This is a genomic window from Mesorhizobium sp. LHD-90, assembly GCF_030929505.1.
Taxonomy (GTDB): domain Bacteria; phylum Pseudomonadota; class Alphaproteobacteria; order Rhizobiales; family Rhizobiaceae; genus Kumtagia.
In genome coordinates, this window is record NZ_JAVFVV010000005.1 from 230185 (window position 1) to 256771 (window position 26587).

The following is a 26587-nucleotide window of genomic DNA, read 5'->3' on the forward strand; positions in this document are numbered from 1 at the left end:
GCCTGGATGAGGCGCGGTATCGGAACTGTGGAGGAAGCCATGGACATCAGCATCGCCGAGAACGGGCCGGACAAGGCGGCTTGCACAAAACTGCGCCGGGAGGTGTTCGTCGAGGAGCAGGGCGTTTCCGAGGCGGACGAGATCGACGGGCTGGACGGCGTCTGCACGCATGTGCTCGCCACATCGGGCGATAGACCGGTGGGTGCGGCGCGCTTCCGGGTCGTCGGCGACGCGGTAAAAATCCAGCGGGTCTGCGTGTCGAAGGATTTTCGGGGCAGGGGCGCCGGCGCGGCGATCATCGAATTCATCGTCGAGCATGCACGCAACAACCGGCTGGCGGCGTTCGCGCGCCTGGGCGCGCAGACTCACGCACTGGACTTCTACCGGAAACTCGGCTTCGAGGCCTATGGCGACGAATATCTGGACGCCGGCATTCCGCATCGCGACATGCAGCTCAAGCTTTGATCGGACGGCTCGGCGGCAACCGCCAGGGGACCAGATGGCGAGGCGGCGACGGCCGAGGATCGGCTGGCGAGCCGCGTCACCGATTTTGCGTTACCTCTTGCGGCGCGCCGTGTTATCCCGCCGCCATGGCACAGGTCAAAGCGCATGAGGTCGACGGCTGGCTGGCACGGCCGCAGCCGAACACGCCGGTCGTGCTGATTTATGGGCCGGACCGCGGGCTGGTGAGCGAGCGGGCGCGGCGTTTTGCCGAAAAGGCTGGCGTGCCGCTCGACGATCCGTTTTCCGTGGTGAAGCTCGACGCCTCCGACCTCGACAAGGAACCGGGGCGGCTGCTCGACGAGGCCAACACGCTGCCGATGTTCGCCGGCAAGCGGCTGCTCTGGGTGCGCAATGCCGGCGGGCAGAAGACGCTGGCCGACGACGTCAAGGCGTTGTGCGCCGCGCCGCCCGGTGACACGACCGTGCTGATCGAGGCAGGCGACCTGAAGAAGGGTGTCGGGCTGCGGGCCGCGGTGGAGGCCGGCAAGGCCGCCATGGCGCTGCCCTGCTACAACGACGACCAGCGTTCAGTGGAGGCGGTGATCGATGACGAGCTGCGCAAGGCGGGCGCTTCGATCGAGCCGGAGGCGCGTGCGCTGCTGCGCCGCAACCTCGGCGGCGACCGCATGGCCACGCGCGCCGAGGTGGCAAAGCTCGCGCTCTACACGCTTGGCCGAGAACGGATCACGGTCGACGACGTGCGAGCGCTGACGGGCGACGTGTCGGCGATTTCGGTGGACGAGGCGGTGGACGCGGTACTTGAGGGCAATCTTGCGGCCTTCGACGCCGCCTTCGCCCGCCAGGCGCTCGGCGCGAGCCAGGCCTATGCGGTGCTGTCGGCGCTGCAGCGGCAGGTGCAGGCGCTGCAACTGATTCGCGCCGCCATGGAGCGCGACGGAGGCAATGCCGCGTCGGCCGTGGCGTCGGCACGGCCGCCAGTGTTCTTCAGCCGCCGCAAGCTGATCGAGCAGGCTCTGGCACGCTGGACCAGCCGCTCGCTGGCCCGCATTCTCGAACGGCTTCAGGAGACGGTGCTGCAGACACGCCAAAGGCCGGATTTGGCGGTGGCGTCCGCGCACAAGGCGCTTACCGAAATCGCGGTTTCCGCAGCCCGCGCAAACGGCGTGCGATAACCAACGGACCGCGCCTTTGCATAAAATGCCGCTGTTGGTCGAAAAATTAGCCGGCTCAGTAGATGCAATTCAGGCTTTTAGCCGGCGGCACAACTCGTCGAGCTGCTCGAGTGTCTTGTAGCCGATCCGCATCTCGCCGCCGCGCTGCTTGTGGTTGATCGCCACCTTCAGCCCGGTGACGTCCGAAAGCAGTTTCTCCAGCGCGACCGTGTCGGCTTCCTTTTGTGCCGCCGGTTTCGGTGATGCCTCCGGCTCAGGCGGAGCCGGCTGCTGCGCCAGCACCTCGGCTTGGCGGACCGAAAGACCCTCTTCGACGATGCGGCGGGCGAGCGCCGCCGGATCGGCGGCTGTCACCAGCGTCCTTGCGTGGCCGGCGGAAAGCGCGCCGTCGATCAGCAGGCCACGTATGTCGTCGGGCAGCTTTAGCAGCCGCAACGTGTTCGCAACATGGGAGCGGCTCTTTCCGATAACCTGGCCGAGATCGGCCTGCGTATAGCTGTGGTCGTCGATGAGCTGCTGATAGCCCATCGCCTCCTCGATCGGATTGAGATCGGTGCGCTGGACGTTTTCGATGATGGCGAGTTCGAGCGCGGTACGGTCGTTCACGTCGCGCACAATGACCGGTACTTCGGTCAGGCCGGCGCGCTGCGCGGCTCGCCAGCGGCGCTCGCCGGCGATGATCTCATAGCGCCCCGACTGTCCGGAAATTGGCCGCACCACGACCGGTTGGACGATGCCGTGTTCCTTGATCGACTGGGCAAGATCGGTGAGGTCGGCATCACCGAAGGCCCGCCGTGGGTTGCGCGGATTGGGCTGGATAAATTCGATCGGCGCCTTGCTGTCGCTCTGCACCGGCGTCTGACGCGTGGCGGCGGGCTTGTCGATTTCGCCGATCAGCGCCGCCAATCCGCGACCGAGTCGCCGTTTCGATAGATCTTCGTTCATATCCTGCCTAAACACTTGACTGATGGACAAAGGATAGCGTCAGGCCGCCCGCAACTTGCGTTCCTGCCGGATCACTTCCGACGCGAGCTGCAGATAGGCTTGGCTGCCCGAGCATTTCAGGTCGTAGAGAATGGCCGGCTTGCCATAGGACGGCGCTTCCGAAACTCGCACGTTGCGCGGAATGATGGTGTTGTAGACCTTGTCGCCGAGATGCGTGCGGACGTCGTCCACCACCTGGTTGGCAAGGTTGTTGCGCCCGTCATACATGGTCATGACGATGCCTTGAATGGTAAGCTCGGGATTGATCGTCTGCTGAACCTCGCCCACGGTCTCCAGCAACTGGCTAAGACCCTCAAGCGCAAAAAACTCGCATTGCAGGGGAACAAGCACCGAATCCGCTGCCGCCATCGAGTTTAACGTCAACAGATTGAGGGAAGGCGGGCAATCGATCAATATATAGCTGTAGAGATCGACTTTTGCAGCCGAGGCGCGCACGGCGTTGCGCAACCGAACCGCGCGATCCGGCGTTCCGGCGATCTCCATCTCGACACCGAGAAGGTCGAGAGTCGAGGGAACGATTGAGAGGCCGGGAACCACGGTAGGGACCGCGGCATCCTCCAAGGAGAGCGCGCCCGTCATGACGTCATAAGATGAGGTGGATCGATCCCGCTTGTCGATGCCGAGTCCGGTGCTGGCGTTGCCCTGCGGGTCGAGATCGACCAGCAAGACGCTTTCGCCGATAGCGGCCAGCGCCGTGGCCAGATTGATGGCGGTGGTGGTCTTGCCGACTCCACCCTTCTGGTTGGCGATAGTGATGATCCGAGGTGTGCCGGACATGATCCTGACCGCTTCTGACCTGTCTTAGCGGGCCTTTCGCCTCAGATTGCTGATCTCGAGGATCACACCTTGCGAGTCGACCGCGCTTGGGTGTTCTAGCAGGTCGTAGGTCCACGCGTGAGCACTTTCTTCGATCTCACGCCGATAGTCCCGGCCTTTGTGAAAATAGGCCCGCGCTCCTGCAGCGAAAAGCGGCTCGGACAACGTGAGTAACTGAGCCAGGGAGGTCAAAGCGCGGGAACTGATCGCCTCGATTCCCGCAAGCTTTCCCGATATCTCCTCGATTCGCCGTGGATGAACGACTGCTTGAAGGGAGAATCGGCCAACCATTGCCTGAAGAAAGGACGCTTTCTTTCGATTGCTCTCGACCAGATGGACCCGTGCCTCCTGCGTTTCCCGCAGGAGAATAGCCATCACCAGACCGGGGAACCCGCCACCCGAACCAAGATCGACCCATTGCCTGGCTTCCGGGGCAAGCGCCTTTAGCTGAGCGCTGTCGAGAACATGTCGACTCCAACTCTCGTCGATCGTGGATGGCGCAACGAGATTCGTGATCCTGTTCCAGCGTTGGAATTCGACCAAGAACTCCTGGAGTATCGCATATGTTTCACGTGAAACAGGACCGGCGACCTTGACAAGTTCGTCAAACGACGCCGTCACGATCCCGACCGCTCCGCTGTACGTTCCAGTTCGCGGACATGAGACACAATGATCGCCATTGCCGCGGGCGTCATTCCTTCCATCCGCTCCGCCGCAGCTATCGATGGCGGACGATGGCGGGACATCTTCTGCTTAAGTTCGTTAGAAAGCCCCGGCAGCGCGGAAAAGTCGATCTCATCCGGAATGAGCCTGCCTTCCTCACGTTTCATCTGCTGGATATCTGCTGACTGCCGGTCGAGATAGACGGAATAGTTGGCATCGATCTCCAAACTTTCTCCCGCCCGCGCGCTCAACATGGAAAGCTTCGGCCATACTTTTGCAATTGTTTTCAATGAGTTACCTGGGTAGGACAGGAGTTCGTACGCGGTACGGCGGTGGCCGTCCATGTTAACGTTAAGGCCCGCTCGGCCAGCCTCGTTCGGTGTCAGCGACAGCGACTTGGCCAAGTCAATCGCCGAGCCCACCTCCGCCGACAGCGCTGAAAATGCTGCAATGCGTGCGTCCGATGCCAGACCCAGCATCATGGCCTTCGGCGTCAAACGAGCGTCCGCATTGTCGGAACGTAGTGATAACCGGAACTCGGCGCGCGAGGTAAACATCCGATACGGCTCAGTGACGCCACGGCTCGTCAGGTCGTCCACAAGCACGCCGATGTAGGCTTCCGATCGCCCGATCGTCACACCTTCCATGGCGGCCGCACAGCGGGCCGCATTCATGCCCGCAAGCAGACCTTGTGCCGCCGCCTCTTCATAGCCGGTCGTGCCGTTGATCTGTCCGGCGAGAAAAAGGCCGGCAACCTTGCGGGTCTCCAGCGTCGTGCGCAGTTCCCGCGGATCGACGTGGTCATATTCGATGGCGTACCCTGGCTGCAGCATCTTGGCTTGCTCAAGCCCGGGAATCGTCTTCAGGATTGCCAGTTGCACATCTTCCGGAAGGGACGTGGAGATGCCGTTGGGATAGACGACCGGATCGTCAAGTCCTTCGGGTTCCAGAAAGATCTGATGCCCATCCCGATCGCCGAACTTTACGATCTTGTCCTCGATGGAAGGACAGTAACGCGGTCCTATCCCCTCGATCGCTCCGGCATACATAGCCGAGCGATGCAGATTTTCGCGGATGATCCGATGCGTCTCCGCAGTGGTGCGGGTAATGCCGCAATCGATTTGTGGGTTGCTGATCTTTGTGGTCAACACCGAAAATGGTACGGGTTGCTCATCCGGAGCCTGGACGCCAAGCCCCGACCAGTCGATCGTTTCGGTAGCCAGCCGCGGCGGTGTACCGGTCTTGAGACGGGCCAATGCAAAACCTGCCCTCATCATCGAATCGGACAGGCTGACCGCGGCTTTCTCGTTCATACGGCCGGCGGGAAAACGGCGCTCACCGATATGGATGAGTCCGCGAAGAAAGGTTCCTGTGGTCAGGACGACGGCGCCGCAGCGTATTTCCACCCCGGTCTCGAGCTTTACGCCTTCGACGCGGCCGCCAGCGATCAGCAGCTCGGCTACCTCGCCTTCGATGACCGTCAAATTGTGCTGCGCGGCGACGAGCTCCTGGACGGCCCGCTTGTAGAGCCTGCGGTCCGCCTGCGTGCGCGGGCCACGAACAGCCGGCCCCTTGCGACGGTTGAGCAGGCGGAACTGAATACCGGCCGCATCCGCCGCCAAACCCATGAGGCCGTCCATGGCGTCGATCTCACGCACCAGTTGGCCCTTGCCAATGCCACCGATCGCGGGATTGCAGGACATGGTGCCAATCGCATCGGCGCGCAGCGTGATGAGTGCGGTGCTGGCGCCTAGCCGCGCAGAGGCAGCGGCAGCCTCGCAGCCGGCATGCCCGCCACCGACCACGACGACATCGAATTCTGAAGGCATCGTTTTCATGCCGCTTTGCATTATGCCAGGGGCCGGCTCTGTCAACATGTTTTACGGGTAGGACGAGGCCGCGTGTTTCACGTGAATCACAAGCGGCTATTTGCCGATGCAGAACTGCGAGAAGATGACGTCCAGCAAGTCCTCTACATCGACCGCACCGCTGATGCGCCCCAAGGCAGTCGCCGCCAGCCGCAATTCTTCAGAGCGCAGCTCCAGGCTAGCGGTGGGATCTGCGAGGGCGGCGTCCAACTGACGCGAACATTCGTGAAGAAGCTCGACGTGCCGGATGCGCCACGGAACGAGTTCGCCCATCAGCGGCGCAGCGGCTCGCGCCTTTCGGCCTATCATGTCCAGTAAGTCAGGCAATCCCTGACCGGAAACGCAGGATATACGGAGGTCGTGGTCATCGCCCCCACCAGGTGGCGCAAGGTCTGCCTTCGTGCCGATCCGCACCACGTCCACCGCCTGCAAGTCCTCCTCGACTGCAACGGGATCGGTAAGATCCTCCAGGAGCAGAACCAGCCCTGCCGTCCGGGCGCGCGCCAACGCCCGCTCGATGCCGATCATCTCGACGGTCCCGGCGTTTCCGCGAATGCCCGCCGTATCGGTGACACGCACCTTGAGCCCGCCGATATCCAACGCCACCTCGATCAGATCGCGGGTGGTGCCCGGCTCGGCCGTGACGATCGCCACGTCGCGATGCGCCAGTGCATTGAGGAGACTGGATTTGCCGGCGTTGGGCGCCCCGATCAGCACGACGTCAAATCCGTCGCGGACGATCTCGGCTTTGCCATAGCCGGCGGCATGCGCATCGATCTCCCGGCGCAACGCCGCAACGTCCCGCCAGATCTCGTCCGAAACAGAACCGGGCACGTCACCCTCATCGGAAAAGTCCAGTTCGGCCTCGATGAAGGCGCGCGCGCGGATCAGTCTTTCACGCCATTGCGCGTACAGCGCCGCATGGCCGCCACCGCTGTTGAGCATAGCGAAGCGTCGCTGCGCTTCAGTTTCGGCATTCACGATGTCGGCGGTGGCCTCAGTGGCAAGTAGATCCATCTTGCCGTTCAGGAATGCCCGCCGGGAAAACTCGCCTGGCTGTGCCAGGCGGCAACCGGGCAGTCCAGTTATGGTTTCCAGGACCGCCTCCACGACGGCGCGGCCACCATGAACCTGAAATTCGGCACAGTCCTCGCCCGTGAAGCTGTTAGGTGCGGGGAAGAGGAGCGTCAGGCCGTGATCAAGCAATGCTCCGTCAGGTGAGCGCAAGGCACCGTAACGCGCCATGCGCGGCACGGGCAGCGAACCGGACAGGCTTGCGATCGCCGCACGTGCGCCCGGACCGCTGACGCGGACCACCGCGACGCCCGAAGGCAAATGGCCGCTCGACAAGGCGACGATGGTATCGGGTGATGCTTCGCGACCGAGACGCATTTGTCTGGAATGCGAGAAGTTCAGCATTCCGGTCAAGAGACAAAAAGGGTTCATTACCAAGCGGTAGGCTAGGTGCCACATCCGAAAATCATTTCGGGAGCGAATCGAATGAGCCGGTAATGCTCACTTCCACGATGACAGAAATCATTTCGGATGCGAATCGATTCTGTACCGATCATCCGTCGGTCTGTAGCTGGCGGCAGCAGAAATGGCCCCATCTTCCGTGAAACAGAAGTTGGAGCCACCCAGGCGAACGGTCAGGTGTTCATCGAATCGAAGAAGTCCGCGTTGCTCTTGGTCTGCTTGAGCTTGTCGATGAGGAACTCGATGGCGTCGGTGGTGCCCATCGGCGCCAGGATGCGGCGAAGAACAAAAACCTTCTGCAGGTCCTGGCGCGGCACCAGCAGATCCTCCTTACGCGTACCAGACTTGAGGATGTCCATGGCCGGGAAGATACGCTTGTCGGCGACCTTGCGGTCCAGCACGATTTCCGAATTGCCGGTTCCCTTGAACTCTTCGAAGATCACTTCGTCCATGCGGCTGCCGGTATCGATGAGGGCAGTCGCGATGATGGTCAGCGAGCCGCCTTCCTCGATGTTGCGCGCCGCGCCAAAGAAGCGTTTCGGGCGCTGCAGAGCGTTGGCGTCGACACCACCTGTCAGGACCTTGCCGGAGGACGGCACGACCGTGTTGTAGGCACGGCCGAGGCGGGTGATCGAATCGAGCAGGATGACGACATCGCGGCCATGCTCGACCAGGCGCTTGGCCTTCTCGATGACCATCTCGGCCACCTGGACGTGCCGTACGGCCGGCTCGTCGAAGGTCGAGGACACGACCTCGCCTTTCACCGAACGTTGCATGTCGGTGACCTCTTCCGGCCGCTCGTCGATCAAGAGGACAATCAGGTAGCATTCCGGATGGTTGCTGGTGATCGAGTGGGCGATGTTCTGGAGCAGCACAGTCTTGCCGGTACGCGGCTGTGCGACGATCAGCGCGCGCTGGCCCTTGCCGATCGGCGCCACCAGGTCGATGACGCGCGGCGAGATGTCCTTGGTGGTCGGGTTCTCCATTTCCATCTTCAGGCGCGACGTCGGGTAGAGCGGCGTCAGATTGTCGAAGTGGATCTTGTGGCGGATCTTTTCCGGGTCGTCGAAATTGATCGAGTTGACCTTGAGCAGCGCGAAATAGCGCTCGCCTTCCTTCGGGCTGCGGATCGGGCCCTCGACAGTATCGCCGGTCTTCAGCGAGAAGCGGCGGATCTGCGAGGGCGAGATGTAGATGTCGTCCGGGCCCGGCAGATAGTTGGCGTTGGCCGAACGCAGGAAGCCGAAACCGTCCTGCAGCACTTCGACGACGCCGTCGCCGATGATCTCGACGTCCTGCGCCGCAAGCTTCTTCAGGATCGCGAACATCAGCTCCTGCTTGCGCATGACGCTGGCGTTCTCGACGTCGAGGGATTCGGCGAAGGCGATCAGGTCGATCGGCTTCTTGTTCTTGAAGTCTTGTAGTTTCATTTCCTGCATGGAGGGGCCTTGGTGGAAGAGGAGGCTATCGGCAAAAAGGCGATGAGCGCGCCTGACGCGACCGACTGCGAAAGAAAGAACGGCTGACGCGTGGGCGGGAAGGAAGGACTCGCTATTTATCGCCAACCCGGCGAAAGAGCAAGGCGGGTTTTCGGTTCCGTCTCAAAACGGTTTTACGACGACAAGGACGACGATGGCGATCATTAGCAGCGTCGGAACCTCGTTCATCACGCGCCAGTGACGCGCTGGTTTGTCGTTGCGGTCCTCCGCGAATTTGCGCACGGCGCCGCCGAAATAGCCGTGCACCGCCGACAGCGCTAGCACCGCGGCGATCTTGGCGTGCAGCCAGCCACCGGAGAAGCCAAAACCTTTCCAGGCAAGCCACAACCCGAATACCCAGGTCGCGATCATCGCCGGATTGATGATCAATCGGTAAAGCCGCCGCTCCATGATCTTGAACGTCTCGGATTGCACGGAGCCGCGCTCGGCGTCGGCGTGATAGACGAAAAGGCGTGGCAGGTAGAGCATTCCGGCCATCCAGGAGATGACCGCGATCACATGCGCCGCCTTGATCCATAGATAGAGACCGTCTGGATCGATTGCGAACAGCAGCAGCGCGGCGGCCGCAAAAACGACAAGGCCGGCGACCGCGCGTATCGCCGCCTTGCGCCCACTCGTTGCGTGTTCGCTCATTGGACTTGATCCGATCTCCGCGCTCTCTGGTTTGCCGAGCCTTCGTGGCTCTCTTCGGACCCCTGGAGTGCGGCGCTCACAGGGCTCTCTCCAAATCCTAAATCCTTTTTAAAGGAATCTTTTGATTCTAAGACTCTGTTGGAATCGATGATTCCGTTTTGTTCCCATGCCGGCCCCGGAAACAAGCGGACATACAATCGCATCGTCCTGAGCTGAACAATGGCAATAGCGGGGACAAGTCGAAAAAGGGATTGCCGTTCAAGGACTAAGCCGGCCACAAATGGCGACCAGCGGTGGAGCGGCGGCGAGGCGGAAAAATTGTCCCCAGAGTTGTTCACGCCGGCTTTGCCGTTTCGACAGCGCCGCGAATTGTGGACAAATCCGCTTCTGATACAGTCGCCCCCGAGGCTGCCTGCCGACAGCGCCAGGTTGTCCACAGCAGGCCACAGGGCGAGACGTATCCGGTGAACAAACCGCAGAGTTTTTTCCACCTGCACCTGATTTCGGACGCCACCGGCGAGACGCTGTTGGCGGCCGGCCGCGCGGCCTCCGCGCAATACAAGGACGCGCGCGCCATCGAGCACATCTATCCGCTGATCCGTACCGAAAGGCAGCTCGCCAAGGTGTTCGAGGACATCGAGGAGGAACCTGGGATCGTGCTCTACACGATCGTCGACCAGCAACTGGCGGGGCTGATCGACTCGCGCAGCGCGCAAATGGGCCTCCCCTGCGTGTCGGTGCTGGAGCCGGTGCTGGCGGTGTTCCAATCCTATCTCGGTACTCCGGCAGGCCGGCGTGTGGGCGCCCAGCATGTGCTGGACGCCGACTATTTCCGCCGCATCGACGCACTGAACTTCACCATGGAGCACGACGACGGCCAGTTGCCGGAGGACGCCGATTCGGCCGACGTGGTCCTGGTCGGGATCTCGCGGACCTCGAAGACGCCGACTAGCATCTATCTGGCGAACCGCGGCATCAAGACCGCCAACATCCCGATCGTGCTCGGCGTTCCGATCCCCGACAGTCTCGTCCAGGCGACGCGGCCGCTGATCGTCGGGCTGGTGGCCAGCGCCGAACGGGTATCGCAGGTGCGCCAGAATCGCATGCTGGGCTCGGCAGGCGGCTTTGACACGCAGTCCTATGTCGACCGCTCGGTCATTTCAGAGGAATTGTCCTACGCCCGGCAGATCTGCACGCGCCACAACTGGCCTATGATCGACGTCAGCCGCAGGTCGATCGAGGAGACGGCGGCGGCAATCGTTGCCCTGCGCGGCAAGACGCGTTAGGCGATCTGCCGACAACAGGTGTGATCCCATGGCCGAACGCCTTATTCTTGCTTCCGCGAGCCCGTTCCGAAAGGCGATGCTGGCCAATGCCGGTCTCGATTTCATCGCTGTCGCCCCGGAGATCGACGAGCGGGCCGCCGAAGCGCCGCTCAAGGACACCGGCGCCACGCCCGGCGAGGTCGCGGAGGTTCTGGCGGTCGCGAAAGCCGTTGACGTCAGCGAGCGTAATCCCGGCGTGCTGGTACTCGGATGCGACCAGACGCTTTCGCTCGGCGACGAGATCTTCCACAAGCCGAAGGACATGGAGGCGGCGCGCCGGCATCTTCTGGCCCTATCGGGCAAGACGCATCAGTTGAATAGTGCCGCCGTGCTGGTGCGCGATGGCGAAACCTTCTGGAGCACGGTTTCGATCGCCGGGCTGACGATGCGCAAGCTGGAACCGGCGTTCATCGGCAGGCATCTGGCGCGCGTCGGTCACAAGGCGCTGCAGAGCGTCGGGGCCTACCAGATCGAGGGCGAGGGCATCCAGCTCTTCGAAAAGATCGAGGGCGACTATTTTTCGATTGTTGGCCTGCCGCTGCTGCCCGTGTTGGCCGCGCTCCGCAATCTGGGTGCGATCGATGGCTGAGGCGTTGCGAAAGGCTTTTGTCTGCGGCCATCCGATCGCCCATTCGCGCTCGCCGAAAATCCATGGCCACTGGCTGAAGCACTATGGTCTCGCCGGCAACTATGAGGCGATCGACGTTGATCCGGCCGGCTTCGCCGAGTTCGCCGCGTCAGTCCGGGCGGGTCGTTTCGCCGGCGGCAACGTGACCATTCCGCACAAGGAGGCTGCCTTCGCGGCCGTCGATCGCCGCGATCAGGCGGCCCAGGACATAGGTGCCGTGAACACGCTGTGGGTCGAGCATGGCTTGCTCCACGGATCGAACACGGATGCTTACGGCTTTGCCGCCAACCTCGACGACCGTGCGCCCGGCTGGAGCGCCGTTCCCGGCCCTGTGGTCGTGCTTGGCGCCGGCGGCGCGGCCCGGGCGGTGCTCTATGCGCTGCGGGAACGCGGATTTTCCGACATCCGCATCGTCAACCGCACCGTCGCGCGTGCAAGGGCGTTGGCCGGCGAGTTCGGTCCGGTGTTTTCCGCACACGGTTTTGAAGATACCGACGCGATACTGGGCGACGCCTCGCTGCTTGTGAACACGACCGCGCTCGGCATGCATGGCGAGACCGAATTTCCGGTCGATGTCGGCCGGCTTCCCGGTCATGCGCTGGTGACCGATATCGTCTACGTGCCGCTGGAGACGCCGCTCCTCGCCGCGGCGCGACGGCGGGGACTTGCAACAGTCGACGGCCTGGGCATGTTGCTGTATCAGGCGGTGCCTGGTTTTGAAAAATGGTTCGGCGTCCGGCCGGAGGTAACGCCGGCGCTGCGCGACCTGATCGTCAACGATCTTTTGGCGAAGGCGGCATGATCGTTCTTGGCCTCACCGGATCGATCGGCATGGGCAAGTCGACGACGGCGCGCATGTTCGCGGAAGCCGGCGTACCGGTGCATGATTCGGACGACGCGGTGCACCGGCTCTATGCGGGCAAGGCGGCGCCGCTTGTAGAAGCAGCATTTCCAGGCACGCTGAAAGACGGTGCGATCGACCGTGCAGAGCTGTCAAAACATGTGCTGGGCAAGCCAGAAGCACTGAAACAGCTGGAATCGATCGTCCATCCGCTGGTGCGCGCCGACGCCGACGCGTTTCTGGCGCGGCATAGGCTGGCCGGCGCGCCGCTGGCTGTTCTCGACATTCCCCTGCTGTTCGAGACCGGCGGCCGAAACCGCGTGGACAAGGTGGTCGTTGTCACAGCCGAACCGGAAATCCAGAGGCAGCGCGTGCTTGCCCGTCCAGGAATGACCGAGGCGAAGTTCGCGGCGATTCTCGCCAAGCAGGTGCCCGATGCCGAAAAGCGCCGGCGGGCCGACTATCTGATCGACACCGGTCTTGGCATGGACAGCGCTCGCGCGGCGGTGGCGGCGATCGTCACCGATCTTGTCGGGGGATAGCGGGCGCTGATTCTCGAGCATACTTGCGGTCCGCGACGTCCCAGCCGAAAGTTTTCTGACACCAGTCTTCCCGAAAGGCGCGATTCGCATGCGCGAGATCATCTTCGATACGGAAACCACCGGGCTCGACCCGCGCGAGGACCGCGTGATCGAAATCGGCGGGATTGAGCTCGACAACCGGTTTCCAACCGGGCGCACCTTTCATGAATACATCAACGCGCAAGGCCGGCCGGTGCATCCGGACGCACTGGCGGTGCACGGCATCAGCGATGCAGATCTTGCCGGCAAGCCGACCTTTCCCGAGATCGCCGAAAAGTTCCAAGCCTTCGTCGACGGGGCGCGGCTGGTCGCCCACAATGCCGGCTTCGACATGGGTTTCATCAACGCCGAGTTCGCGCGGCTCGGCATGCCGCCGATCGGTCCGGAACGGGTTACCGACACGCTGGCGTTGGCGCGTCGAAAACACCCGATGGGGCCGAACTCGCTGGACGCGCTCTGCCGACGATACGGCATCGACAACAGCCGCCGCACCAAGCACGGCGCGTTGCTCGACTCCGAACTGCTGGCGGAAGTCTACATCGAACTGATCGGCGGCAAGCAGGCTGCGCTGGTGCTGGAGACGGTGGAGGTTTCCAGCATCGAGATCGCCATCGACGCGGTGGAGACGATCGTCCGCGAAAGACCGCGCCCGCTGGCGCCGCGGATCACCGCTGCCGAACGAGAGGCGCATCAGCGCCTCGTCGCGCAGCTCGGCGAAAAATCGCTGTGGCTTGAGCTTGCCGGCCCCAGGGAGCCGGCGGAAGCGGTTAGCTGACCTGGACCTTGGAAGCGGCCTGATCCTCGGCCAGCTTCTGCTGGAACATCTGCGCGAAGTCGATCGGATCGAGCATCAGCGGCGGGAAGCCGCCATTGCGGGTCGCTTCGGCGATGATCTGGCGCGCGAAGGGGAACAGAAGCCGCGGGCATTCAATGAACAGGACCGGCAGCATGTGCTCCTGCGGAAAACCGTCGATACGAAAGACGCCGCCATAAACCAGCTCGACGTTGAACAGCACGTCCTTCTCAGCCGAGGCTTTTGCGTTCAGCGTCAGATTGACGTCGAATTCCTTGTCCGAGAGCGGATTGGCGGCGACGTTGACGTTGATGTTGATGCCTGGAGCCTTGTCGCGGCCGCGCAGCGAATTGGGCGCGCCGGGGCTCTCAAAGGACAGATCCTTCACATACTGGGCAAGCACGTTGAGAGAGGGTTTTGCCGCCTGGGCGTTTCCGTTGGTCGCCGTCCCCGCCGGCGTGTTCTCGTTGATGGCCATCGGCCGCAGTCCTTTCGTTGCAGCCGCGCTCGCGGCCCGTCCAAAATCGCGGCTTCGCTAGCATGGTGGGCAGGTCAACACAAGTTTACTGGTCGTCGATGCGCCGCCAGGGGGAATCCGGATTGCGGGTCGTCGTATAGTCGTCCTCGCCGAGGTCGATGGTCGGGCCGCGCTTCGTATGCGGCCCGCCGGCGCCGCCGCGGAACATACCGAAATTGCTGACGACGCGGACGCGGCTGCGCAGGAAGTGCCAGGCGAGATCGCGCACCGGCGGGATGAACAGCAGGATGCCGACGATGTCGGTGATGAAGCCTGGGATAATCAGGAGGATGCCGGCAAACACGATCATCACGCCGTGTGCCATCTGCCGGCCCGGGTCGCGTCCCGCCTCGAGGTCGGCGCGCAAGCGGGCGAGCGTGCCAAAACCCTGCCAGCGCAGCAGGATCGATCCCGCTATGCCGCTTGCCAGTACGAGGGCGATCGTGGCCAGCGCGCCGATTTCGCGTCCGACGACGACAAAACCGGCGATTTCAGCCAGAGGCAGCACAAACAGGAAGAGGAGCGGGATCAGGCGATACACGAGCGGTCCGAAGTTGTCTTTGTCGCGCCGGCCAATTGCTGCTGGCGCATCGCTTCATACATAGGTATGCAAGCGTTTGATTTGAATGATCGCACCCTGCGATCTATATCAGTCGCTTGCAACCCTCGTCGTCGCGTCCTTGATGGGCCGGCGGCCGCGTCCAAGGATGGTTTGGCGGAAGAGATGGAATTCTTCGACTTCGGGACTATCTTTTTCCTGGTCGCGGCGGTCGTGATCTTCTTCCAGCTGCGCAATGTGCTCGGCCGGCGGACGGGCAACGAGCGGCCCCCCTTCGATCCCTACACTGCCGGGCGCAGCCGCGATGCCGATCCGGCCAAGACCGACAACGTCGTTTCGTTGCCGCGCAAGCGGGCGCCGGGCGAGCCGGATGAGACCTATGTGGCGATCGACGCCTTCGCTCCGCCGCCGAGCGAGCTCAACAAGGGTATGCGCGCCATCCGCGACGCCGATCCGTCGTTCGAGCCCAAGGCCTTTGTCGAAGGCGCCAAGATGGCCTACGAGATGATCGTGATGGCTTACGCCGACGGCGACCGCAAGACGCTGAAGAACCTGCTGTCGCGCGAGGTTTTCGACGGTTTCGTCGCGGCGATCGCCGATCGCGAGAGCCGCGCGGAAAAGATCCAGTCCTCCTTCGTCGGCATCGACAAGGCCGATATCGTTTCGGCCGAGATGAAGGGCGGCGAGGCCCACATCACGCTGCGTATCGTCAGCGAGCTTATCTCCGCTACGCGCAACAAGGCCGGCGAGGTGATCGACGGCGATCCCGAGACCGTCGCCGAGGTCAAGGACGTCTGGACCTTCGCCCGCGACACTCGTTCCAAGGACCCCAACTGGAAGCTGGTCGCCACCGAAGAGGAAGAATGATTTCTCGCCGGGCACGCCGCCATGCCGCCGCTTTCCAACCTTTTCCGGCGTGTCGGCTATGACGATCTTCCCGGCTGGACCGAGGACGACCAGCGTCCGGCATTCGAGGCTTTTCGCCGCTCTGCGTTTCAGGCTCTGACCAAACCCTACCGCACCGGCGGTCTCGGCGTCGATTTCGGCGCGTTTGCACCCGCCTATGAGGAGGCGCGGGCGACCGGCGCGCTGGGCCGCGTCGAGGCGCGCTCCTTCTTCGAGAGGCATTTTGTCCCTGCCCTGGTAGAGCCGGACGGAGCGGAAAAAGGCCTGGTCACCGGTTTCTATGAGCCGGAAGTCGAGGCGTCTCCCGTGCGGACGCCGGATTTTGCCGTTCCACTGCTTTTGCGGCCGGCTGACCTGGTCGACGTTGATTATTTGAACCGGCCAGCCGGCTTCGACCCCTATCTCGCCTTCGGCCGCGAGACGGAGGGCGGCATCGTCGAATATTTCGACCGCGGCGAGATCGAGCGGGGCGCACTGCAGGGCAGGGGGCTGGAACTCGCCTGGCTGGAAAACAAGGTGGACGCTTTCTTCATCCATGTGCAAGGCGCGGCCCGCCTCAGGATGCCAGACGGAAACACCAGACGCGTCACCTATGCGGCCAAAAGCGGACAGCGTTTTTCCGGACCGGGCCGCATCCTGGCCGATCTAGGGGAAATCCCGCTGGCCCAAGTGACCATGCAGTCGATCCGCGCATGGTTCGCCGCTCATCCCGAGCGGGTCGACGAAATCCTTTGGCAGAACCGCTCCTACATCTTCTTCCGCGAGGCCGAGGTCGACGATCCGGCGCTCGGGCCCGTGGCGGCGGCGAAGGTGCCGTTGACGCCGGGCCGCTCGGTGGCGGTCGACCGGCTGCTGCACACTTTTGGCACGCCTTTCTACATAGACGCGCCGCAGTTGACGGCCTTCGACCAAAGACCGTTCCGGCGCCTGATGATCGCGCAGGATACGGGATCGGCGATCGTCGGGCCGGCGCGCGGCGACCTGTTTGCCGGTTCGGGCAACGCGGCGGGCGAGATCGCCGGCGTGGTCCGCAACGACGCGGATTTTTTCGCGCTGCTCCCGCGTGGCCTCTTCGAGGGCCGCCAGCCGTGAGCCGTCGCGCCGAGAAGGCCTTGACCGAGGAGGACCGCGTCCTCTGGAACCTGGTGGCGCGCAGCGCGACGCCGCTGAGGGGCCGCAAGCCGGTGACCGCGCCGGAGCTTGCACCGATTTCCATGGCGGAAGCGCTGGCCCAGGTGACGCCGACCGAGCCGCCGAGGCCAATCGCGGCCACCGCCGCGCCGCGCCGCAACCCGCTGGCGCAAAATCCGCTCGACCGCCAGACCCACGACAAGCTGGCCGCCGGGCGGCTGCAAATCGAGGGCCGCGTCGACCTGCACGGAATGACGCAGGAGGAAGCCTACGGCCTGCTTCTTTCCTTCCTTGGTCGGGCTTATTCGAACGGCATCCGCTACGTGCTGGTGATCACCGGAAAGGGTTCAGCGTCGGGAGGCGACGGCGTGCTTCGGCGGGCGGTGCCGGGCTGGCTGGCCACCGCCCCGTTCCGGCTCATGGTGAGCAGTCACGATCCGGCCGCGAGGCATCACGGCGGCGGCGGCGCGCTCTACGTGCGGCTGCGCCGGAAGGTTCGGCGATGACGCCGTTCGGGGCGAAGATGCGGGCGCTGCGGACCGAACGCGGCGTCAGCCAGAAGGACATGGCCGCCGCGCTCGGCGTCAGCGCGGCCTATCTGTCGGCGCTGGAGCATGGCCGCCGCGGCGCGCCGGGCTGGCCGATGGTGCAGAAGATCATCGGCTATTTCAACGTCATCTGGGACGACGCCGAGGAGCTGGAAAAGCTCGCCTGGAATTCTCATCCACGTATCGTCGTCGACACGGCCGGGCTGTCGCCGCAGGCGACTGCCTTTGCAAACAAGCTCGCCGGAACCATCCGCCGGCTCGACGGAGCCGACCTCGCTTCGCTTGATGCGACGCTCGAGGAAGCGCTCAGGCGCAAGGGTTAGAACAGCGCCCGCAGCTCCGGAAGCTTATCGTTGACCAGCCAGCCGTAATAGTTGACCTCGGGCATGCGCGGTTCCTCGCCTTTGGCAGCGCGGGCCTCGTTCTCGGCCCGCAGCGCATAGGCGCGGCCCTCGGGATCACCGACATTATAAAGCGTGGCGGTGATGCCGGGGTTCTGGGAAATGTCGAAGCCGGCTATCTTGCGATAGCTGTCGATCGACATTTTCAGCGTCGCCGCGACATAGGCGAGCGTCAGGTCCGGGTCCATGATCGTCTCGTAAACTTGGTTCGGGTTGGACGCGTCGAGCGGCGGGAAGCCGGAGACGCGGCTGACAAGATCGCTCATCTGTAGCGCCGTCAGCGGGTTCAACTGACCGATGCCGAAAGTCTGGCCGGCATAGAAGGGCTGGAAGAACACTGCGCTGAAGCGGTTGTTGGGGAAGGACTGGCCGTTGACGGCCTGGCCGCGAAACTCGCTGTTCCAGACACGCTCGCGGCAAGTCCACAGCGCGTAGCTGCCGGTCTTGTCGGCGCAGACCTGGAACTGCGGCCGCTGGATGAAGTCGGTGACCTCCTCGCCGTCATAGGCGAAATGCAGCTTGCTGGAGAGATAGGAGACCGCCTTGACGTAGTAGGTCTGGAGCCGGTCGTAGGCGTCGACATTATAGGTGTGCTCGCCGACGATGGCGCCGACGATGTGCATCGGGTCGATGCCGTAGGCGGCCGCCTGCTGCTTGATCTTGGTCCGCAGCTTGGCGTCGTTCTTCAGCAGGCCATAGACCTTGCGGTATTTGCGCTCGAAGGTGGTGCCGCTGGATTTGGTGCGCTTGGTCGAGGCGCCTGGGATCGGCGGCTGCTCGGCCATGCTGTTGCCGGGTGGCACGACGGTCTGGGCGGACGCCGCCGACAGGCCGATGCCGATCGCGACCGCCATGGCCGCCAGATGGTGGATGAACTGTCTGAGGAGGTTTTGCACGCGCCCGAGCCCTGTCTTTGACGGGACAAGGTAGGGAAAGCGCCCGTATCCGTCGAGCGCTTTCTGCCGATTGCGTTTGCCGGCCTGCCCCGGCGCCGGATTCGCTGCACCTTGGCGTCAGCTCCTCAAAGGATGAACCGCGACAGATCCGTGTTCCTCGAGAGGTCGCCGACGTGCTTCTGCACATAGGCGGCGTCGATCGTCACTTTTGTGCCGCCCTGGTCGGTGGCGGTGAAGGAGATCTCGTCCAGCACCCGCTCCATCACCGTCTGGAGCCGGCGAGCGCCGATGTTTTCGACGCTGGCGTTGAGATCGACGGCGATGCCGGCGAGGGAGTCGATGGCATCCTCGGTGAAATCGAGTTCGACGCCCTCGGTTTGCATCAGCGCGATGTACTGCTTGATCAGGCTAGCTTCCGTCTCGGTGAGGATGCGGCGGAAATCCTCCTTCTCCAGCGCACGCAGTTCGACGCGGATCGGCAGGCGGCCCTGCAATTCCGGCAGCAGGTCGGACGGCTTCGACACGTGGAAGGCGCCCGAAGCGATGAAGAGAATATGGTCGGTCTTGATCGGCCCGTATTTCGTCGCCACGGTCGTGCCTTCGACGAGCGGCAGCAGGTCGCGCTGCACGCCTTCGCGAGAAGGTCCGCCCGAGATGCCGTCCTGGCGCGCGGCCACCTTGTCGATCTCGTCGATGAAGACGATGCCGTCATTCTCCGCCGATTCCAGCGCGCGCCGCACCACCTCGTCCTGGTCGAGCAGCTTGTCGGACTCGTCGTTGATCAAGAGGTCGTAGGACTCCTTGACCGTGGTCTTGCGCGTCTTGGTGCGCTTGCCGCCCATGGCCTTGGACAGCATGTCGTTGATGTTCATCACGCCGATGTTTGCGCCCGGCATGCCGGGGATCTCGAAGCTCGGCATGCCGCCGCTGCCGGTGTCGGCCACTTCGATCTCGATCTCCTTGTCGTCCATCTCGCCGTCGCGCAGCTTCTTGCGGAAACTATCGCGGGTGGCAGGGGAGGCCGTCTTGCCGACCAGCGCCTCCAGCACACGTTCCTCGGCGTTGATGTGGGCGCGGGCCTTCACGTCCTCACGCATCTTGTCGCGCGTCAGGCCGATCGCCGCCTCGACCAGGTCGCGGACGATCTGCTCGACGTCGCGGCCGACATAGCCGACCTCGGTGAATTTCGTCGCCTCGACCTTGATGAAGGGTGCGCCGGCCAGCTTTGCCAGGCGGCGGGAAATCTCGGTCTTGCCGACGCCGGTCGGGCCGATCATCAGGATGTTCTTCGGCATCACCTCCTCGCGCATCTGGCCTTCCAGTTGCTGGCGGCGCCAGCGGTTGCGCAGCGCGATCGCCACGGCGCGCTTGGCGTCCTTCTGGCCGATGATGTAGCGGTCGAGTTCGGAGACGATTTCGCGGGGAGAGAAGGTGGTCATGGTACTTCTTACAATCCACTTTGCCACTGCTTGATCGCGTCCAGCGGGTACAGCAGCATGATGATGTTGAGGGTAAGGTTGTCGCGGATGATGTAGCCGACGGCCAGTTCGAAGGTGATCGCCAGCGCCACTGTCATCCATATAGGAAGCCGTGCGGCCATCGCAAAACCCAGCACCATCCACAGCGTGTCGGACACCGAGTTGATGACGCTGTCGCCGAAATAGTCGAGCGAGATCGTCGATTCCCGATAGCGGTTGATGATCAGGTCGGTGTTTTCGAGAAGCTCCCAGCCCGCTTCGACGATCACCGCGCCGACGAGCCGCAGCCCGACGTTGACGCGCGGCATGACCAGCCAGAACAGGCCGTAGAACAGGAAACCGTGGATGATGTGCGAGAATGTGTACCAGTCGGCAAGATGCTGGCTGTTCTCGCTGCTCTGCACGACGCCATGCCAGAGTTTCACATATCCGCATTTGCATATGAGCGGCTGGCCCATCAGGTAGAGCGCGATGCCCTGAGCCGCGATCAGCGCGGCGGACAGCAGCAGGCCGGCGAGAAATACCTTCCTGTGCGTGACCGCCGTCTCGGAGTCCGGCAACGGGGCGATGCTGGTCACGTCTCGATCTCCTCGTTGTCACGCGCCATCAGCATAACATGCCCGTAGATCGAGGTCCTTTCGCCGACAGGCGAGAACCCGGCCTTTTCATAAGCCCTGATCGCCCGGATGTTTGACGGATCCGGATCGATGACGACGCGCGGCGCGCCTTCGGCGAACAGCTCGTCGACGAACTGCCGCAGCAGCGCCGAGCCGTGGCCGACGCCGACCAGTTCCGGCTCGCCGATCGACAGGTCGAGACCGAGCGTGCCGAAAGGCTGGTCGGCATAGGGATGGCCGTCTTCGAGATGAGGGTCGTAGGTCTGGAGATAGCCGATCGGTTTTCCGTCGAGCTCGACGATCAGCGGTTCGACCGAGATCGAATCCATGTGCTCGCGGATCGCCGCAAGCTCCTCGTCAGGATCGTCCCACCATTCGGCCACATGCGGCTCGCGCAGCCAGCGGCCGAGCAGGGGTAAATCCTTTTCGGTCACCGGCCGGAAGCGATAGCGGATTCCTGGCTCACGCGGCATCGATGGTTTCGACCACGATGCTGTGGTTGGTGTAGACGCAGATGTCGCCGGCGATCTGCATCGCCTTGCGGGCGATCTCCTCGGCGTCCTTGTCGGTGTCCATCAGCGCGCGCGCTGCGGCCAGCGCATAGTTGCCGCCGGAGCCGATGGCCATCACGCCGTGCTCGGGTTCCAGCACGTCACCGGTGCCGGTCAGCGCCAGTGAGACGCTTTTGTCGGCGACCAGCATCATCGCCTCAAGCCGGCGCAGATAGCGGTCGGTGCGCCAGTCCTTGGCGAGTTCGACGCAGGCGCGGGTGAGCTGGTCCGGGTATTGTTCGAGTTTCGCCTCCAGCCGCTCAAGCAGGGTGAAGGCGTCGGCGGTCGCTCCGGCGAAGCCGGCGATGACATTGCCCTTGCCGATGCGGCGGACCTTCTTGGCGTTACCCTTCATGATCGTCTGGCCGAGGCTGACCTGGCCGTCGCCGGCAATCACGACTTTTCCTCCCTTGCGCACCGTCACGATCGTGGTGGCGTGCATGGTCAGTTCGTTCGACATGTCTTGCTCCGATTCCGCGCGGTCCCGGTCAGCGGCGATCCGCGCGATACGAGGGTATGAAGCGCCATATGTATGCAGTCGCGAATGGAATGCAAATTGCCGCCGGCGCCCCCGGGGAACGGTAATTCCGGGGACAGTTTACCTAGTTCCGCTCGCATCAACCCCGAAGCGCCGCGCCTTTCTGCGGAATTAAGTAAACTGTCCCCGGAATTCCTCAGAACTTCGCGTCGCGAAGCTTCTTCTCGGCATCGAGGATCTCTCTCCAGGTCGGCCCGTACTTCCTCCAGAGGTCGGCCGAGTATTTCAGCATGAGCGCAGCCTCGCGGACCATCTCGTCCGTGATGCCGCCAAGGCAGATGCCGTCGCCGTGCTTGTCCAGCTTGAAGCTGCATCGGTGCGCCTGCTTGCAATCCTTGCGGCGGCAGCGCGCCGGCGCGCCGCCCGCCGTGGCGGCGAGGCGCAGCGCATCCGCCATCGCCTCGCGGGTGGAGGGCGGCAGCACATCCCAGGTCCAGTGAATGCGCCAGGTGTCTGCATCGTCGTTCTCGATATCGTCATCCATGAAAGGTCCTTTCGGGTTCGGCGCGTGTTTCGCCGTCGCCACGCCCTGCTTTCGCAGTCTGGCCATTGATTGAAGTTGGGAAGCGGGGCGCGAGGCCGAGCCTCTCAAAAGTTAGAAACGTGGCGCGACTTTCGCGCCCCGCCGGCGTTCTTGCCCGACCGCTGATACCGCTCACTCGTTCCGGAGCGTGTCGTCGCGGTCTGGGGCCCGGGTCTTTAGGCTCTTGCCCAGCCGCGCACCGTTACGCGGCCACCCCGGCGCCGTCGCTCTCCCCTGATACCCGGTGCGCACCAGGTTTCCCGCGAGAGCGATGGCAGGGATTATGCGGGAGCCTGAAGCAGGAGGGATAAAGCCGTCGAAAAATCTGGAAAAAAACTTATCCAGGGGAGATCGGCTATCGCGGTAAGTGGCGGAGACCGTTCACTTTTGCTTCCAGTGGAGGCCTTGAGGCATCGCTGTTTTTTGAAGAAGCGCGATAAGTTATCCCCCTGCTCAGGGCCTGTAATATGGGCGGCTTTGATTCCCCCTGACCATGCTGTTACAAGGCTCGCGTTTTCGCCAACCACGGGACTCTCCATGGCCACCCGAACCGCCGAAATCAGCCGCTCGACCAAGGAGACGCGTATCGCAGTGTCGATCGATGTCGATGGCACGGGCAAGGGCGAGATCGCCACCGGCGTCGACTTCTTCGACCACATGCTCGACCAGCTCTGCCGCCATTCGCTGATCGACATGAAGGTGCGCGCCGAGGGTGATCTGCATATCGACGACCACCACACGGTGGAGGACACCGGCATCGCGCTCGGCCAGGCGCTATCGAAGGCGCTGGGCGAACGCAAGGGCATCATGCGCTACGCCTCGATCGACCTCGCCATGGACGAGACTCTTACACGCGCGGCTATCGATGTGTCGGGCCGGCCGTATCTCGTCTGGAACGTGCCGTTCTCGGCGCCGAAGGTCGGCACCTTCGATACCGAACTGGTGCGCGAGTTTTTTCATGCCTTCGCGCAGAATGCCGGCATCACGCTGCACGTCACAAACCTCTACGGCGCCAACAACCACCATATCGCCGAGACCTGCTTCAAGGCGGTGGCGCGCGTGCTGCGCGCCGCCCTCGAGCGAGACCCGCGCCAGCCGGACGCGGTGCCGTCCACCAAGGGCAGCCTGAAGGGGTAGGTCATGGCACGTTTCGTCGTGATGGAACCGGCCGACGCGCTTGCGGGCGACGCGGCCGCGCAGGCGCGGATCGTGCGCGACGGATTTGCGCTGCTCGGGTTCATCTTTCCGCCGTTCTGGCTGCTCTGGCACGGGCTCATAATCGAGGCGGTCCTCGCCTTCGCCACGATGTTCGGCATTGCCGGGCTGACCGAAGTGCTCGGTCTCGGCCCGGCCGGCTCGATTCTGTCGCTGCTTCTGTCGATCTATGTCGGCCTGGAGGGCGCGGCACTTCGGCTGGCGGCGTTGCGCCGCCGCGGCTGGCGCGAGTGGGGCGTGCTGGAGGCCGACAGTATCGCCGACGCCGAGATCCGCTATGCGGCGGCCGTGTTCGACGGCGATGAAAAGCAAGGCGACGTCCTTCCACCCGCCGACGCCCCATGGGCCGCAAGGCCGCAGCGCTTCGCCGACGGTCCGGCGCTTGGGCTGTTCAGCTATCCGGGACGAAGCTGATGCGCGTCGCCATCATCGACTACGGCTCGGGCAACCTCCGCTCGGCCACCAAGGCTTTTGAGCGCGCGGCGCGGGAAGCCGGCATCGCCGCCGAGATCGACCTGACGGCGGATGCGGAGCGTGTGCGCAGCGCGGATCGCATCGTGCTGCCGGGCGTCGGCGCCTATGCCGATTGCGCCGCCGGCCTGCGCGCCGTCGACGGCATGTGGGAGGCGGTCGAGGAGGTCGCGCTCCGCAAGGCGCGGCCTTTTCTTGGTATCTGCGTCGGCATGCAACTGATGTCCGAGCGCGGACTGGAGAAGACGGTGACCCGCGGCTTCGGCTGGATCGCCGGCGACGTGAAAGAGATCGAGCCTGCCGACCCGGTGCTGAAAATCCCGCAGATCGGCTGGAACACGATTCACGTGAAACATTCCCATCCGCTGTTCGACGGAATCCGCACCGGCGACGACGGCCTGCACGCCTATTTCGTGCATTCCTACCATCTTGAATCTCTGCATGAAGATGAGGTTCTGGCGCTAACCGACTATGGCGGCCCGGTGACCGCCGCCGTCGGCCGCGACAATTTTGCCGGCACGCAGTTCCATCCGGAAAAAAGCCAGGCGCTTGGCCTGGCCCTGATCGCCAATTTTTTGAGGTGGAGGCCATGAGCAAGAAGGGTTACTGGATCGCTCTGGTCGACGTCACCGATCCCGAGACGTACAAGAAATACATCGCGGCCAATGCGGCGCCTTTCGCTAAATTTGGCGCGAAATTCCCGGTGCGGGCAGGGCAATACTCCAATCCGGAAGCCCCGACCGGCAACCGGCATGTGGTCGTCGAGTTCGATTCCTACGAGACGGCGCTCGCCTGCTATAATTCGCCGGAATACCAGGAGGCGCTGAAATACCGGCTGGCGGCGTCGACCGGCCATTTCGTCATCGTCGAAGGCGCGTGACAAAATGATCCTTTTCCCGGCCATCGACCTTAAGGGCGGGCAGTGCGTGCGCCTCAAGCTGGGCGACATGGACCAGGCCACCGTCTACAACACCGACCCGGCGGCGCAGGCCAAAAGCTTCGAGGAGCAGGGTTTCGAATGGCTGCATGTCGTCGACCTCGACGGCGCCTTTGCCGGCGAGAGCCGCAACGGTGTGGCCGTGGAGGCGATTCTAGGCGCGACAAAAAATCCGGTGCAGCTCGGCGGCGGCATCCGCACCTTGGCGCATGTCGAGGCCTGGCTGGAAAAGGGGCTGGCGCGCGTGATCCTCGGCACGGTCGCGGTGCGCGATCCGGAACTGGTGAAGCAGGCCTGCCGGCTGTTCCCCGGAAAGATCGCCGTCGGCATCGACGCCCGCGGCGGCAAGGTGGCGGTCGAGGGATGGGCCGAGGCCTCGTCGCTCGGCGCCGTCGAGCTGGCGAAAAAATTCGAGGGCGCCGGCGTGGCGGCGATCATCTACACCGACATCGACCGCGACGGCGTGCTTGCCGGTATCAACTGGGAGGCCACCATCGCGCTGGCCGAGGCGGTTTCCATTCCCGTCATCGCGTCCGGCGGGCTGGCCTCGCTGGCCGACATCCGCCGCCTGACCATGGCGGATGCGAAAAAGCTGGAAGGCGCGATCTCCGGCCGCGCGCTTTATGACGGCCGCATCGACCCGAAAGAGGCGCTCGCGCTGCTGCGCGCCGCCTGAAAGAGGCAGACATGAAACTTTCGATCATCACCGCGCCCTATGACAGCGGCCACTACCATGTCGGCTTCGGCCAGGGCCCGGAGGCGCTGATCGCCGGCGGCATCGTTGAGGCGCTGGCGCTGAACGGCCACGACGTGGACGTCGTCGACATCGGCGAGATCGGCGCGCCGCCACGCCGCGAGATCGCGCAGGGTTTTGCCGTCTGCCGGGCGGTCGCCGGCAAGGTCGACGCCAGCGTCGCAGAAGGGCGCTTCCCGATCGTGCTGGCGGGCAACTGCCTGACGGCGCTGGGCGCCATGGCCGGCGAGGCGGCGGACTCGGTCGTCTGGGTCGATCAGCACGGCGACGTCAACACGCCGGAAACCTCGATCCACGGCTTCCTCGACGGCATGGCGCTGGCCGTGGCGCTGGGGCTTTGCTGGAAGCCGATGGCGGCGAGCATTCCCGGCTTTCGTCCGCTCGATCCGGCCCGCTGCATGCTGGTCGACGCCCGCGACCTCGATCCCGAGGAGAAGGTGGCGCTCGACAGACTGCCGATTATCCGCGCCGGCTGCGGCGAAGCGGTCGAGAAGGTCGCAAAACTCAAGGCGGCAGGCGTCGGCCGCACCCATCTGCATCTCGACCTCGACGTGCACGACCCCAAGACCCTGCAGGTGAACCGATACACGGCGCCCGGCGGTCCCGGCCCGCAGGAGGTTCGCCGCATGGCCTGCGGCATCGCCCGCTCGATCCCCATCGCCGGCCTGACGCTGACCGCCTACGATCCGGCCTTCGACGCCAAGGCCGAGGTGCCGCCGCTGGTGGGCGAGCTGCTGATCGATTTTCTGGCGGCGCTGGAGCGGATTTGATAGATTGATC

At 63.7% G+C, this 26587-nt stretch carries 32 protein-coding genes; 17 read left to right on the forward strand and 15 right to left on the reverse strand.

The annotated features are described in order from the left end of the window. Positions 1–39 precede the first annotated feature (39 nt). A complete protein-coding gene (locus RB623_RS08855) occupies positions 40–465 on the forward strand; it encodes a GNAT family N-acetyltransferase (RefSeq protein ID WP_308056414.1) in 426 nt (141 codons plus the stop codon). 125 nt (positions 466–590) lie between these two features. Then, positions 591–1637: a DNA polymerase III subunit delta gene (holA, locus tag RB623_RS08860; RefSeq protein WP_308056415.1), complete on the forward strand. Its 1047-nt coding sequence runs from the start codon at positions 591–593 to the stop codon at positions 1635–1637. A 69-nt stretch (positions 1638–1706) separates the two neighbouring features. Here holA and RB623_RS08865 read toward each other — a convergent pair whose 3' ends face one another. From RB623_RS08865 to hemJ, 7 genes are all read right to left on the reverse strand, one after another. Continuing rightward, a complete protein-coding gene (locus RB623_RS08865) occupies positions 1707–2582 on the reverse strand; it encodes a ParB/RepB/Spo0J family partition protein (protein ID WP_308056416.1) in 876 nt (291 codons plus the stop codon). 39 nt (positions 2583–2621) lie between these two features. After that, positions 2622–3419 (reverse strand): ParA family protein, encoded by a 798-nt coding sequence (locus tag RB623_RS08870; RefSeq protein WP_308056417.1) that lies wholly within the window; start codon positions 3417–3419, stop codon positions 2622–2624. Between the two features lie 24 nt (positions 3420–3443). Beyond that, on the reverse strand, positions 3444–4082 hold the full coding sequence (gene rsmG / locus RB623_RS08875; protein ID WP_308056541.1) for a 16S rRNA (guanine(527)-N(7))-methyltransferase RsmG: 639 nt from the start codon (positions 4080–4082) through the stop codon (positions 3444–3446). After that, positions 4076–5950, reverse strand: coding sequence for a tRNA uridine-5-carboxymethylaminomethyl(34) synthesis enzyme MnmG (mnmG, locus tag RB623_RS08880; protein ID WP_308056542.1), 1875 nt, complete (start codon positions 5948–5950; stop codon positions 4076–4078). Before mnmG ends, rsmG begins: the two co-directional genes overlap by 7 nt. A gap of 96 nt (positions 5951–6046) precedes the next feature. Next, positions 6047–7408: a tRNA uridine-5-carboxymethylaminomethyl(34) synthesis GTPase MnmE gene (gene mnmE, locus RB623_RS08885; RefSeq protein ID WP_308056543.1), complete on the reverse strand. Its 1362-nt coding sequence runs from the start codon at positions 7406–7408 to the stop codon at positions 6047–6049. 230 nt (positions 7409–7638) lie between these two features. Continuing rightward, positions 7639–8904 carry a transcription termination factor Rho gene (rho, locus tag RB623_RS08890; RefSeq protein ID WP_308056418.1) on the reverse strand — a complete coding sequence of 422 codons (1266 nt, stop codon included), beginning with the start codon at positions 8902–8904 and terminating at the stop codon, positions 7639–7641. A gap of 162 nt (positions 8905–9066) precedes the next feature. Continuing rightward, positions 9067–9597: a protoporphyrinogen oxidase HemJ gene (gene hemJ, locus RB623_RS08895; protein ID WP_308056419.1), complete on the reverse strand. Its 531-nt coding sequence runs from the start codon at positions 9595–9597 to the stop codon at positions 9067–9069. Between the two features lie 368 nt (positions 9598–9965). Here hemJ and RB623_RS08900 point away from each other — a divergent pair, with 368 nt between their 5' ends. The 5 genes from RB623_RS08900 (at position 9966) to dnaQ (ending at position 13747) form a co-directional block, all read left to right on the forward strand. Next, positions 9966–10883 (forward strand): pyruvate, water dikinase regulatory protein, encoded by a 918-nt coding sequence (locus RB623_RS08900; RefSeq protein ID WP_374121660.1) that lies wholly within the window; start codon positions 9966–9968, stop codon positions 10881–10883. A 28-nt stretch (positions 10884–10911) separates the two neighbouring features. Continuing rightward, positions 10912–11511, forward strand: coding sequence for a Maf-like protein (locus RB623_RS08905; protein WP_308056421.1), 600 nt, complete (start codon positions 10912–10914; stop codon positions 11509–11511). Then, positions 11504–12352 carry a shikimate dehydrogenase gene (locus RB623_RS08910; protein WP_308056422.1) on the forward strand — a complete coding sequence of 283 codons (849 nt, stop codon included), beginning with the start codon at positions 11504–11506 and terminating at the stop codon, positions 12350–12352. The genes RB623_RS08905 and RB623_RS08910 overlap by 8 nt, the downstream gene beginning before the upstream one ends. Beyond that, on the forward strand, positions 12349–12933 hold the full coding sequence (gene coaE / locus RB623_RS08915; protein WP_308056423.1) for a dephospho-CoA kinase: 585 nt from the start codon (positions 12349–12351) through the stop codon (positions 12931–12933). The genes RB623_RS08910 and coaE overlap by 4 nt, the downstream gene beginning before the upstream one ends. An 88-nt stretch (positions 12934–13021) precedes the next feature. Continuing rightward, on the forward strand, positions 13022–13747 hold the full coding sequence (gene dnaQ / locus RB623_RS08920; RefSeq protein WP_308056424.1) for a DNA polymerase III subunit epsilon: 726 nt from the start codon (positions 13022–13024) through the stop codon (positions 13745–13747). Here dnaQ and secB read toward each other — a convergent pair. Together secB and RB623_RS08930 are read right to left on the reverse strand one after the other, a co-directional pair. Then, positions 13740–14243 carry a protein-export chaperone SecB gene (secB, locus tag RB623_RS08925; protein WP_308056425.1) on the reverse strand — a complete coding sequence of 168 codons (504 nt, stop codon included), beginning with the start codon at positions 14241–14243 and terminating at the stop codon, positions 13740–13742. The two genes, dnaQ and secB, sit on opposite strands and share 8 nt — an antisense overlap. 85 nt (positions 14244–14328) lie before the next feature. Next, positions 14329–14823: an FxsA family protein gene (locus RB623_RS08930; RefSeq protein WP_374121657.1), complete on the reverse strand. Its 495-nt coding sequence runs from the start codon at positions 14821–14823 to the stop codon at positions 14329–14331. A 183-nt stretch (positions 14824–15006) separates the two neighbouring features. On the opposite strand from RB623_RS08930, the gene RB623_RS08935 reads away from it, so the two are divergent. The 4 genes from RB623_RS08935 to RB623_RS08950 are packed head-to-tail and all read left to right on the forward strand — an operon-like array spanning position 15007 to position 17749. Beyond that, on the forward strand, positions 15007–15708 hold the full coding sequence (locus RB623_RS08935) for a Tim44/TimA family putative adaptor protein (RefSeq protein WP_308056426.1): 702 nt from the start codon (positions 15007–15009) through the stop codon (positions 15706–15708). 21 nt (positions 15709–15729) lie between these two features. Next, positions 15730–16839, forward strand: coding sequence for a murein transglycosylase A (locus RB623_RS08940; RefSeq protein ID WP_308056427.1), 1110 nt, complete (start codon positions 15730–15732; stop codon positions 16837–16839). Then, on the forward strand, positions 16836–17384 hold the full coding sequence (locus tag RB623_RS08945; RefSeq protein WP_308056428.1) for a Smr/MutS family protein: 549 nt from the start codon (positions 16836–16838) through the stop codon (positions 17382–17384). The genes RB623_RS08940 and RB623_RS08945 overlap by 4 nt, the downstream gene beginning before the upstream one ends. Continuing rightward, the gene (locus RB623_RS08950) at positions 17381–17749 is read left to right on the forward strand and encodes a helix-turn-helix domain-containing protein (RefSeq protein ID WP_308056429.1); all 369 of its coding nucleotides are present in this window, start codon (positions 17381–17383) and stop codon (positions 17747–17749) included. Before RB623_RS08945 ends, RB623_RS08950 begins: the two co-directional genes overlap by 4 nt. Here the strand turns inward: RB623_RS08950 and RB623_RS08955 are convergent. The 6 genes from RB623_RS08955 to RB623_RS08980 all read right to left on the reverse strand — a co-directional run bounded on the left by RB623_RS08955 (position 17746) and on the right by RB623_RS08980 (position 22391). Beyond that, complete coding sequence (locus RB623_RS08955; RefSeq protein WP_308056545.1) at positions 17746–18681, reverse strand: DUF1402 family protein; 936 nt, start codon at positions 18679–18681, stop codon at positions 17746–17748. The genes RB623_RS08950 and RB623_RS08955 overlap by 4 nt on opposite strands. Before the next feature lie 167 nt (positions 18682–18848). After that, a complete protein-coding gene (gene hslU, locus RB623_RS08960) occupies positions 18849–20162 on the reverse strand; it encodes an ATP-dependent protease ATPase subunit HslU (protein ID WP_308056430.1) in 1314 nt (437 codons plus the stop codon). An 8-nt stretch (positions 20163–20170) separates the two neighbouring features. Then, positions 20171–20770 carry a DUF2585 domain-containing protein gene (locus RB623_RS08965; RefSeq protein WP_308056546.1) on the reverse strand — a complete coding sequence of 200 codons (600 nt, stop codon included), beginning with the start codon at positions 20768–20770 and terminating at the stop codon, positions 20171–20173. A gap of 5 nt (positions 20771–20775) precedes the next feature. Then, positions 20776–21291 carry a GNAT family N-acetyltransferase gene (locus tag RB623_RS08970; RefSeq protein WP_308056431.1) on the reverse strand — a complete coding sequence of 172 codons (516 nt, stop codon included), beginning with the start codon at positions 21289–21291 and terminating at the stop codon, positions 20776–20778. Further along, positions 21281–21829 carry an ATP-dependent protease subunit HslV gene (hslV, locus tag RB623_RS08975; protein ID WP_308056432.1) on the reverse strand — a complete coding sequence of 183 codons (549 nt, stop codon included), beginning with the start codon at positions 21827–21829 and terminating at the stop codon, positions 21281–21283. The genes RB623_RS08970 and hslV overlap by 11 nt, the downstream gene beginning before the upstream one ends. A gap of 214 nt (positions 21830–22043) precedes the next feature. Then, positions 22044–22391 carry a hypothetical protein gene (locus RB623_RS08980; protein WP_308056433.1) on the reverse strand — a complete coding sequence of 116 codons (348 nt, stop codon included), beginning with the start codon at positions 22389–22391 and terminating at the stop codon, positions 22044–22046. Positions 22392–22967: 576 nt separating this feature from the next. Between RB623_RS08980 and hisB the strand changes: the two genes are divergently transcribed. From hisB to RB623_RS09010, 6 genes are read left to right on the forward strand one after another with little or no spacing between them, the layout of a single operon-like run. Further along, positions 22968–23567, forward strand: coding sequence for an imidazoleglycerol-phosphate dehydratase HisB (hisB, locus tag RB623_RS08985; RefSeq protein ID WP_308056434.1), 600 nt, complete (start codon positions 22968–22970; stop codon positions 23565–23567). A 3-nt stretch (positions 23568–23570) separates the two neighbouring features. Then, positions 23571–24059 carry a DUF2628 domain-containing protein gene (locus RB623_RS08990; RefSeq protein WP_308056435.1) on the forward strand — a complete coding sequence of 163 codons (489 nt, stop codon included), beginning with the start codon at positions 23571–23573 and terminating at the stop codon, positions 24057–24059. After that, complete coding sequence (hisH, locus tag RB623_RS08995; protein ID WP_308056436.1) at positions 24059–24709, forward strand: imidazole glycerol phosphate synthase subunit HisH; 651 nt, start codon at positions 24059–24061, stop codon at positions 24707–24709. Before RB623_RS08990 ends, hisH begins: the two co-directional genes overlap by 1 nt. Beyond that, positions 24706–24996 carry a DUF1330 domain-containing protein gene (locus RB623_RS09000; RefSeq protein ID WP_308056437.1) on the forward strand — a complete coding sequence of 97 codons (291 nt, stop codon included), beginning with the start codon at positions 24706–24708 and terminating at the stop codon, positions 24994–24996. The genes hisH and RB623_RS09000 overlap by 4 nt, the downstream gene beginning before the upstream one ends. A 4-nt stretch (positions 24997–25000) precedes the next feature. After that, the gene (hisA, locus tag RB623_RS09005) at positions 25001–25729 is read left to right on the forward strand and encodes a 1-(5-phosphoribosyl)-5-[(5-phosphoribosylamino)methylideneamino]imidazole-4-carboxamide isomerase (RefSeq protein WP_308056438.1); all 729 of its coding nucleotides are present in this window, start codon (positions 25001–25003) and stop codon (positions 25727–25729) included. Positions 25730–25740: 11 nt separating this feature from the next. After that, the gene (locus RB623_RS09010) at positions 25741–26577 is read left to right on the forward strand and encodes an arginase family protein (protein ID WP_308056439.1); all 837 of its coding nucleotides are present in this window, start codon (positions 25741–25743) and stop codon (positions 26575–26577) included. The last annotated feature ends 10 nt before the right edge of the window (positions 26578–26587 follow it).

What these genes read in the sequence shown, in the direction of transcription:
- RB623_RS08990 (WP_308056435.1), top strand. Translation starts at nt 23,571, where the DNA reads ATGGCACGTTTCGTCGTGATGGAACCGGCCGACGCGCTTGCGGGCGAC.
- RB623_RS08905 (WP_308056421.1), top strand. Translation starts at nt 10,912, where the DNA reads ATGGCCGAACGCCTTATTCTTGCTTCCGCGAGCCCGTTCCGAAAGGCG.
- rho (WP_308056418.1), bottom strand. Translation starts at nt 8,904, where the DNA reads ATGCAGGAAATGAAACTACAAGACTTCAAGAACAAGAAGCCGATCGAC.
- RB623_RS08910 (WP_308056422.1), top strand. Translation starts at nt 11,504, where the DNA reads ATGGCTGAGGCGTTGCGAAAGGCTTTTGTCTGCGGCCATCCGATCGCC.
- hisA (WP_308056438.1), top strand. Translation starts at nt 25,001, where the DNA reads ATGATCCTTTTCCCGGCCATCGACCTTAAGGGCGGGCAGTGCGTGCGC.
- RB623_RS08970 (WP_308056431.1), bottom strand. Translation starts at nt 21,291, where the DNA reads ATGCCGCGTGAGCCAGGAATCCGCTATCGCTTCCGGCCGGTGACCGAA.
- RB623_RS08950 (WP_308056429.1), top strand. Translation starts at nt 17,381, where the DNA reads ATGACGCCGTTCGGGGCGAAGATGCGGGCGCTGCGGACCGAACGCGGC.
- RB623_RS09010 (WP_308056439.1), top strand. Translation starts at nt 25,741, where the DNA reads ATGAAACTTTCGATCATCACCGCGCCCTATGACAGCGGCCACTACCAT.
- secB (WP_308056425.1), bottom strand. Translation starts at nt 14,243, where the DNA reads ATGGCCATCAACGAGAACACGCCGGCGGGGACGGCGACCAACGGAAAC.
- holA (WP_308056415.1), top strand. Translation starts at nt 591, where the DNA reads ATGGCACAGGTCAAAGCGCATGAGGTCGACGGCTGGCTGGCACGGCCG.
- RB623_RS08940 (WP_308056427.1), top strand. Translation starts at nt 15,730, where the DNA reads ATGCCGCCGCTTTCCAACCTTTTCCGGCGTGTCGGCTATGACGATCTT.
- RB623_RS08980 (WP_308056433.1), bottom strand. Translation starts at nt 22,391, where the DNA reads ATGGATGACGATATCGAGAACGACGATGCAGACACCTGGCGCATTCAC.
- RB623_RS08855 (WP_308056414.1), top strand. Translation starts at nt 40, where the DNA reads ATGGACATCAGCATCGCCGAGAACGGGCCGGACAAGGCGGCTTGCACA.
- RB623_RS09000 (WP_308056437.1), top strand. Translation starts at nt 24,706, where the DNA reads ATGAGCAAGAAGGGTTACTGGATCGCTCTGGTCGACGTCACCGATCCC.
- RB623_RS08870 (WP_308056417.1), bottom strand. Translation starts at nt 3,419, where the DNA reads ATGTCCGGCACACCTCGGATCATCACTATCGCCAACCAGAAGGGTGGA.
- dnaQ (WP_308056424.1), top strand. Translation starts at nt 13,022, where the DNA reads ATGCGCGAGATCATCTTCGATACGGAAACCACCGGGCTCGACCCGCGC.
- RB623_RS08935 (WP_308056426.1), top strand. Translation starts at nt 15,007, where the DNA reads ATGGAATTCTTCGACTTCGGGACTATCTTTTTCCTGGTCGCGGCGGTC.
- RB623_RS08865 (WP_308056416.1), bottom strand. Translation starts at nt 2,582, where the DNA reads ATGAACGAAGATCTATCGAAACGGCGACTCGGTCGCGGATTGGCGGCG.
- hslU (WP_308056430.1), bottom strand. Translation starts at nt 20,162, where the DNA reads ATGACCACCTTCTCTCCCCGCGAAATCGTCTCCGAACTCGACCGCTAC.
- hisH (WP_308056436.1), top strand. Translation starts at nt 24,059, where the DNA reads ATGCGCGTCGCCATCATCGACTACGGCTCGGGCAACCTCCGCTCGGCC.
- coaE (WP_308056423.1), top strand. Translation starts at nt 12,349, where the DNA reads ATGATCGTTCTTGGCCTCACCGGATCGATCGGCATGGGCAAGTCGACG.
- mnmE (WP_308056543.1), bottom strand. Translation starts at nt 7,408, where the DNA reads ATGCTGAACTTCTCGCATTCCAGACAAATGCGTCTCGGTCGCGAAGCA.
- hisB (WP_308056434.1), top strand. Translation starts at nt 22,968, where the DNA reads ATGGCCACCCGAACCGCCGAAATCAGCCGCTCGACCAAGGAGACGCGT.
- hslV (WP_308056432.1), bottom strand. Translation starts at nt 21,829, where the DNA reads ATGTCGAACGAACTGACCATGCACGCCACCACGATCGTGACGGTGCGC.
- RB623_RS08955 (WP_308056545.1), bottom strand. Translation starts at nt 18,681, where the DNA reads ATGGCGGTCGCGATCGGCATCGGCCTGTCGGCGGCGTCCGCCCAGACC.
- hemJ (WP_308056419.1), bottom strand. Translation starts at nt 9,597, where the DNA reads ATGAGCGAACACGCAACGAGTGGGCGCAAGGCGGCGATACGCGCGGTC.
- mnmG (WP_308056542.1), bottom strand. Translation starts at nt 5,950, where the DNA reads ATGCCTTCAGAATTCGATGTCGTCGTGGTCGGTGGCGGGCATGCCGGC.